The following is a 2,308-nucleotide window of genomic DNA, read 5'->3' as shown; positions in this document are numbered from 1 at the left end:
GCGCCAGCCGGGTGCCAGCGGCCAGGCCGCCGCCGCCGACCGGGACCACCAGCACATCGAACGGCCCGTGGCTGTGCACCAGTTCCAGCGCGGCGGTGCCCTGTCCGGCCATCACCTGGCGGTCGGCATAGGGATGCACCAGGGTTGCTCCGGTGTCCGCCTGCACCTGGGCGCACATGGCCTCGCGCGCGGCGATGCTGGGCGCGCAACGCCACAGGGTGGCCCCATGTCGTTCGATATTGGCCAACTTGGCGGCCACGGCGCCTTCGGGCACCACCACATGGCAGGCAATGCCACGGGTGCGGGCGGCCAGCGCCAACGCCGCGCCGTGGTTGCCGGAGGAGTGCGTGACGACCCCGCTCGATGCCACCTCGTCGGCCAGCGCCCAGACCGCGTTGCAGGCCCCACGGAACTTGAACGCCCCGCCGCGCTGCAGGTGTTCGGCCTTGAACGCGAGCCGGGCACCGCTCATCTGGTCCAGCGCCTGCGACTGCAGCACCGGTGTCACGTGGGCATGCGGGGCGATCCGCGCCGCAGCGGCAAGGAGATCATCCACACGGGGCAGGAGTGAATCGTTCATGACGCAAGATTAACGTAACGCTCCGCCGCGCACCGCCTGCGCGCGACGTGCGACGATGGTCTGCATTCATCCAGATCCGGTTGAGTTAAGGGCGTATTCAATGCGCCGGGCTGAAGCTGGACCCATACCCTTGGGGGGACCCGATCATGAAAATGCGCCTGATCTTTGCTGGTGGCCTGCTGTTGGCCCTGTCCGGCTGCGCGACCTACGACTACGTCGGCGGCGGCGGCGGTGGCAGCAGCGGCTATTACCACGGTGCGCCGTCGGTGGAGTACCGCTATCCGTACGGCTACCACTCCGGCTATGGCAGCGGCTACTACGGTGGCGGCTACTACGGCTACCGTGGTGGCTATTACAACTACCCCATCTACCGGCCATATCCGAACTACCGTCCGCCGCACAACCACCGCCCGCCGCCGCGCCCGGGCAATGGCAATGGTCCGCCGCCGCCGCGTCCGCCGGACCGCCCCCGTTACAACGGTGGTTCGCCATGGCGGAACATGGATTCGGTGGGTCGGCCGCCGCAGGCCCGCCCCCAGCAGCGGCCCGTGCAGGCTCCGCAGTCGCGTCCGGCCCCGCCGGCACGTCCGGCGCAGCCACGTTCGGAAGGCTCGCCCTGGCGGAACATGAATAAAGGGAACGTGCGTATGCGTGAGCGTTGACGAGACGCTTGATTTTCACCCCGCACCCGGTTCAATCTAGCCGGGTGGTGACGGCCCGGGTCGAAAAGCGACGCGGAAGGTCACATAAGGCTCTACGTCGATATCCGACAGGAACATCTGGATCCCCCCTGTTCCGGCCCTGTCGGATGTCGGCACCTCTCAAGCAAAAGGCCCCGCCAATGGCGGGGCCTTTTGCTTGAGGTCCAACGGGGGAAGGTCCGCCTTAAAAACGGGGCCGACAGTCCCCCGACTGTCGGCCCCTTCGCTTCCCCGGGATGCGCAAGAACCGGCCCCTGTTCCAATTCCGGTTCGTAGCGCTTCGCAGCGCCTGCCACCCTGGGTGCTATTGGGTTATCTGCACTTTGCGTGCCAACTTGAGGGTGGATTTCAGATTTTTTTATGAATGGGGCCCTGTAACGTTCGCGGCGCATTCGGCTGTAAAATCGACGCCCTCGCCCTGCACCAGGGCTGACCTGCGGCCGCCGCTGGCCCCGTCCGAGCCTTTCATGACCGACTCCTTCTACGACTACGACGTCATCGTCATCGGTGGCGGCCACGCCGGTACCGAGGCCGCGCTGGCCGCAGCCCGTACCGGCGTGCGCACGCTGCTGCTGACCCACAACGTCGAAACCATCGGCGCGATGAGCTGCAACCCGGCCATTGGCGGTATCGGCAAGGGCCATCTGGTCAAGGAGATCGACGCGCTGGGCGGGGCCATGGCCCATGCTGCAGACCGGGCCGGCATCCAGTGGCGCACCCTCAATGCGTCCAAGGGCCCGGCGGTCCGTGCCACGCGCTGCCAGGCCGACCGCAATCTGTACCGCATGGCCATCCGCGGCATGGTCGAAGCACAGCCCAACCTGACCGTGTTCCAGGCGGCGGTGGATGATCTGGTCATCGACGGCGACGCCGTGCGCGGCGTGATCACCCAGACCGGCCTGCAGTTCAACGCGCCTGCCGTGGTGCTGACCGCCGGCACCTTCCTGGCCGGCAAGATCCACGTCGGCCAGACCCAGTACGCGGCCGGCCGGATGGGCGACCCGCCGGCGACCACGCTGGCCGCGCG

At 67.6% G+C, this 2,308-nt stretch carries 3 protein-coding genes; 2 read left to right on the top strand and 1 reads right to left on the bottom strand.

The window, feature by feature from the left end; genetic code table 11:
• Positions 1-580: pyridoxal-phosphate dependent enzyme (locus tag EGJ34_RS21425; RefSeq protein WP_125362414.1), on the bottom strand; the 580-nt coding region annotated here is incomplete at its 3' end.
• 146 nt (positions 581-726) lie between these two features.
• Here EGJ34_RS21425 and EGJ34_RS21420 point away from each other — a divergent pair.
• Positions 727-1,242, top strand: coding sequence for a hypothetical protein (locus EGJ34_RS21420; RefSeq protein ID WP_125362413.1), 516 nt, complete (start codon positions 727-729; stop codon positions 1,240-1,242).
• A 506-nt stretch (positions 1,243-1,748) separates the two neighbouring features.
• The coding region (locus tag EGJ34_RS21410) for an FAD-dependent oxidoreductase (protein ID WP_125362412.1) at positions 1,749-2,308 on the top strand (560 nt) is incomplete at its 3' end.

This window comes from Stenotrophomonas sp. 278, from assembly GCF_003935715.1.
Classification (GTDB): Bacteria; Pseudomonadota; Gammaproteobacteria; order Xanthomonadales; family Xanthomonadaceae; genus Stenotrophomonas; species Stenotrophomonas maltophilia_AH.
The sequence above is the reverse complement of the archived record's forward strand: the minus strand, read 5'-3'. Positions and strand labels throughout refer to the sequence as shown.